The following is a 4,929-nucleotide window of genomic DNA, read 5'->3' on the forward strand; positions in this document are numbered from 1 at the left end:
CAAGCCGTTCCCCATGAGATTCAGCGGTCCGGGGCCGACATGCTCAAGGCGCTGGCCCCGCACGCCTCGCCGACCGTGAAGATGGCCGCGGCCAATACCTGGCTGTTCTCGCCCCTGCTGATCAAGGTCACCGCCAAGACCCCGCCGGCGCGGCCATGCTGCACACCACCATCGCCCCGACCATGCTCAAGGGCAGCCCCAAGGAGAACGTCCTGCCGCAGGACGCCACCGCCTGGATCAACTACCGCATCGCGCCCGGCGACACCTCGGCCAAGGTCATGGCCCAGGCCAAGTCGGCCGTGGGCGACCTGCCCGTCGAGCTGGCCTGGACCAAGACGCCGGACGAGCCCTCGAAGGTGTCGTCGACCACCTCTGAATCCTGGAAGACCCTCGCCGGCCTGGCCGCCGCCGAGAGCCAGGCGCCGGTGACGCCCGGCCTGGTCACCGCCGGCACCGACAGCCGCTACCTCGCCTCGGTCGCCGACGACGTCTACCGCTTCCAGCCCCTGGTGCTGAAGGTGGAGGAGACCAAGATGATCCACGGCACCGACGAGCATGTCAGCCTGGCCAATGTCGAACGCATGGTGCGGTTCTATCAGCGCCTGATCGAGACGGCGGGTTCGCGTTGACCTCATCTCCGCTCATCCCGCTCAAGCGGGAATGAGCGGAGATGAGTAGCGACGAAAACCAGAAGGCGATCTAGAACACCCCCATGCCTGATGACGCCGCCAACCCCGCCTCGTCCGCCGCCGCCAAGTTCGGCGAGGGCTTCGTGCTCGACGCCTGGTACGTGGCGGCCCTGTCGCCCGACCTGAAGCCGGGCAAGATGGAGCATCGCGAATATCTGGGCGAGCCGGTGCTGATCGGCCGCACCAAGGCCGGGGCGGTCTACGCCATTCGCGACATCTGCCCGCATCGCGCCGCCGCCCTGTCGGCCGGCAAGGTCCGCACCGAGGCCGACGGCCGCGAGACCATCGAATGCCCCTATCACGGCTGGCGGTTCGGCACAGACGGGGCCTGCGCCAAGATCCCGTCCCTGACGGCCGACGCCGACCTCGACATCAGCAAGGTGCGGGTGCGGCGCTATCCGACGGTCGAGAGCCAGGGTCTGGTGTGGATCTGGATGTCGTCGGATGCGCGCTTCCACGGCGAGCCGCCGGAAGCCCCGCCGGTGATTCCCGGCATCGTCGGCGGCAAGCCCAAGCTGGTCGACCATCTGGACTATGACATCCATATCGACCATGCGGTGCTGGGCCTGATCGACCCGGCCCACGGCCCCTATGTCCACCAGCAATGGTGGTGGCGGACCACCGCCAGCCAGCACGAGAAGAAGAAGCGCTTCGCCCCGTCCGAGGCCGGCTTCACCATGGTTCGGCACGAGCCGTCCAAGAATTCCAAGGCCTATGCCATCCTGGGCGGCGAACCCCTGACCGAGATCACCTTCCGCCTGCCGGGCCTGCGCTGGGAGCATGTGACGGTGGGCAAGAAGCAGGTGCTGGCCCTGTCGGCCATGACCCCGATCAACGCCCACAAGACCCGCATGAACCAGATCATGTGGTCGGACCATTGGGCCTTCACCGCGCTGTATCCGATCATCCGCATCGCCGCCCGGGCCTTCCTGCGCCAGGACGGCTTCATTGTCGGGGTGCAGAGCCAGGGCCTGGAAAGCAATCCGCCGCTGATGTGGGTGGGCGACGCCGACCAGCAGGCCCGCTGGTACCAGCAGCTGAAACGCGAATGGAACGCCGCCCGCCGCGAGGGTCGGCCCCTGGTCAATCCGGTCAAGGAGACCGTGCTGCGCTGGCGGACCTGAGGCGCGCGCGCCGGCCCGTCGATCCGCCTCGACCCAGGCGAGATCGACCGCTATGGCTGGGTGCATAAACAAAGGAAACGCACCATGTCCCAGCTGCCCGAAACCGGTCTGCAACTGCGTTCACTGCTCAAGGCCAGCGGCGTGCTGGAACTGTCCCTGGCCACGGAGGCGGTGACCCCGCCCGGGCCGGACGAGGTGGTGGTGCGGGTCGAGGCCTCGCCGATCAATCCCTCGGACCTGGGCCTGCTGCTCGGTCCGGCCGACATGAGCACCGCGCGGGTGTCGGGCGACGCGGCCCATCCCGTGGTCACCGCCGACGTGCCGGCCACGGCCATGCGGGCCATGACGGCGCGGCTGGACGAGTCGATGCCGGTCGGCAACGAGGGCGCGGGCGTGGTGATCGCCGCCGGAAGCTCGGATCAGGCCCAGGCCCTGCTGGGCAAGACCGTCGCTATGCTGGGCGGGGCGATGTACGCCCAATACCGCACCGTCAATGTCGGCGCCTGCCTGGTGCTGCCCGACGACGCGACGCCGGCCGACGGGGCGTCCTGCTTCGTCAATCCGCTGACCGCCCTGTCGATGGTCGAGGTCATGCGCCGCGAGGGCCACAAGGCGCTGGTTCACACCGCCGCCGCCTCGAACCTGGGCCAGATGCTCAACAAGATCTGCCTCAAGGACGGCGTGGCCCTGGTCAATATCGTCCGCAGTCCCCAGCAGGTGGCGATCCTCAAGGCGATCGGCGCGACCTATATCTGCGACTCCACCTCGCCGACCTTCATGAACGACCTGATCGAGGCCCTGGTCGCCACCGGCGCCACCCTGGCCTTCGACGCGCTGGGCGGCGGCAAGCTGGCCGGCCAGATCCTCACCGCCATGGAGATCGCCGCCAATCGCACGGCGGCCGAGTACAGCCGCTACGGCTCGACGGTGCACAAGCAGGTCTACATGTATGGCGGGCTGGACACGCGTCCGACCGAGTTCAACCGGTCGTTCGGCATGGCCTGGGGCATCGGCGGCTGGCTGCTGACCCCGTTCCTGATCAAGATCGGCGCGGCCGAGGGCCAGAAGCTGCGGGCCCGGGTCGCGGCGGAGCTGAAGACCACCTTCGCCAGCCACTACACCCAGGAAATCTCGCTGGCCGAGGCGCTGAAGCCGGAGATCATCGCGGCCTACAACCGTCGCGCCACCGGCGAGAAGTACCTGATCAATCCCGCCAAGGGGCTGTAACCAGCCCCAAAACGGCAATGAGCCTGACCGGGGGCTCCAGTCAGGCTCACCGTTTGGGAGGCCGCGCCTACGCTACGCGCGCGGCCTCCACACTGAACAAGCTACGGGCGTTTAGGCCCGATAGACGTAGGCGCTGCTGACATAGCCGACGCCGACGCCGTTCTGGCCGACCAGGATCCACTTGCCGTCGCCGGTGCGGCCCAGGGCCTGGAAGGTCTGACCCGCGCCGACCGAGCCCAGCTTGGCGCCGCGGGTCGAGGCGGCGGCGCGCAGGTTCAGGTTCGAGCGAGCGACATACTTGCCGGTCATCTTGGTCATCGGGGCCGCGTCAACGGACTGCGAGATGCGGATGCCGTTGCTGACATAGGCGCCGCCGGTGTCGTTGACGGCCCGGTCGCGCTGCATCTTGCAGCCGACATAGGAGCCGGCGCCGGCGCCGACCACGGCGCCGATGGCGGTGCCGGTGCCACGATCGTTCTTGGCCAGGTTCGAACCGGCGGCCGCGCCCAGCAGGGCGCCGATCACCGCGCCGGCTTCTTGCTTGCCGCCGGTGGCTTCGCAGCCGACGACGCCGCCGAGGCGCTGCTGAACGCGGGCCTGGGCCGAAGGCGCGACGGCGACCGAAAGGGCGGCGGCGGTCATGGCCAGGGTCATGGCGAAGGTCTTGGTCTTGGTGCTGATGGTCATGGTGGAAACTCCTAGGTCCCTGAAACTTGCGGGGCCAACGACCCCTTGAGACACACCATGACAGCGTGAAGCTGAACCGCGTCGGCGACCGCGCGGACAGAATTCGTTCATGTCGGAAAAAAGTCTGGCGCGGCCTGAACTCAAATTGCGATGCGCGATGACCCGCAACGGGGGTCGAGCTCAATGGCGACAATGAAGACATCAACGCCGTCATCAACCGCACAGGTCGCAACCGCTAGCGTCTGCGCGAACTGACCCCGACCGGGGCGAGGCTAATGCAGAGCGAGAACAATCCGGCTACGGCCTATGACGAGCGGGTCTAGGGCGCGCCCTATTCCGGCGACAGCGCGTCACCGGAATAGGGCGGTCCAGGATCAGGCCCCCAGGGCGTAGGGGCCGCTCTTGTCCAGCGCCGCCTTCCAGGCCGGGCGGGCATGCATGCGCTCGATCCAGGCGGCCATGTGCGGATAGTCGGGCAGCTTGCCCATGGCCTTGGCGACCTCGGGCACGAAGCTCATCTGGATATCGGCCCCGGTCAGGCTGTCGCCGACAAAGAACTCGCGGCCGGCCAGGCTTTGGTCGACGAAGGCCAGGTGGTTGGAAATCTCCGACTGGATGCGGGGCTGCAGCGGCGCGCCGCCCTCGCCCAGCCGGGCGACATACATGTTGAGCATCAGCGGCAGCATGGCCGAGCCCTCGGCATAGTGCAGCCACTGCTGGTAGCGGTCGAAGTCGGCGCTGGCCGCGTCCGGCGCCAGGCGGCCCTCGCCATGGCGGCGGATGACATAGTCGATGATCGCCCCGGACTCGATCACCGTCAGGTCGCCGTCGACGAGCACCGGCGACTTGCCCAGGGGATGGACGTCGGTCAGCGACGAGGGCGCCAGCCGGGTCTTGGCGTCGCGGGTGTGAAAGACCACCTCATGGGGGACGCCCAGCTCCTCCATCAGCCACAGGATGCGCTGCGAACGGGACTCGTTCAGGTGGTGTATGACAAGCATGTTTCTTCCCTTTATCGGCCGATTATGTTTGCACCGCGACATTGCTCGCAGGTGCGAAAGGCTCCATGGTGAAAGAAAACAACTGTTTGGCGCACGGGAGCAAGCGATGACCGATTACGATCGCCATGGAAGCCACCACCACTCCGATCCTTCCCGGCCTGACGGGGCTGCTGCGCGAGGCGGCCGCCGCCGCTCAGCTGT

General features: G+C 67.6%; 4 protein-coding genes and 1 pseudogene. 3 read left to right on the plus strand and 2 right to left on the minus strand.

The genetic code is table 11. From position 1 onward, the window contains the following. The 3 genes and pseudogenes from CSW58_RS11675 to CSW58_RS11685 form a co-directional block, all read left to right on the plus strand. Nucleotides 1-629, plus strand: a pseudogene (locus CSW58_RS11675) (M20/M25/M40 family metallo-hydrolase); the annotation flags it as partial. 83 nt (nt 630-712) lie between these two features. Next, nucleotides 713-1,813, plus strand: a complete 1,101-nt coding sequence (locus CSW58_RS11680) for an aromatic ring-hydroxylating dioxygenase subunit alpha (RefSeq protein WP_099447397.1) — start codon at nt 713-715, stop codon at nt 1,811-1,813. A gap of 84 nt (nt 1,814-1,897) precedes the next feature. Then, a complete protein-coding gene (locus tag CSW58_RS11685; RefSeq protein ID WP_236627802.1) occupies nt 1,898-3,040 on the plus strand; it encodes a zinc-binding dehydrogenase in 1,143 nt (380 codons plus the stop codon). Between the two features lie 111 nt (nt 3,041-3,151). On the opposite strand, the gene CSW58_RS11690 is transcribed toward CSW58_RS11685, so the two are convergent. Both CSW58_RS11690 and CSW58_RS11695 read right to left on the minus strand, forming a co-directional pair. After that, on the minus strand, nt 3,152-3,727 hold the full coding sequence (locus tag CSW58_RS11690) for an SH3 domain-containing protein (RefSeq protein WP_236627803.1): 576 nt from the start codon (nt 3,725-3,727) through the stop codon (nt 3,152-3,154). Nucleotides 3,728-4,101: 374 nt separating this feature from the next. Then, nucleotides 4,102-4,728 (minus strand): glutathione S-transferase family protein, encoded by a 627-nt coding sequence (locus tag CSW58_RS11695; protein WP_099447399.1) that lies wholly within the window; start codon nt 4,726-4,728, stop codon nt 4,102-4,104. Nucleotides 4,729-4,929: the final 201 nt, after the last annotated feature.

The organism is Caulobacter sp. B11 (genome assembly GCF_002737765.1).
Taxonomy (GTDB): Bacteria; Pseudomonadota; Alphaproteobacteria; order Caulobacterales; family Caulobacteraceae; genus Caulobacter.

Excerpts from the sequence above, each read along its gene's own strand:
- CSW58_RS11680 (WP_099447397.1), top strand. The coding sequence starts at position 713 with ATGCCTGATGACGCCGCCAACCCCGCCTCGTCCGCCGCCGCCAAGTTC.
- CSW58_RS11685 (WP_236627802.1), top strand. The coding sequence starts at position 1,898 with ATGTCCCAGCTGCCCGAAACCGGTCTGCAACTGCGTTCACTGCTCAAG.
- CSW58_RS11690 (WP_236627803.1), bottom strand. The coding sequence starts at position 3,727 with ATGACCATCAGCACCAAGACCAAGACCTTCGCCATGACCCTGGCCATG.
- CSW58_RS11695 (WP_099447399.1), bottom strand. The coding sequence starts at position 4,728 with ATGCTTGTCATACACCACCTGAACGAGTCCCGTTCGCAGCGCATCCTG.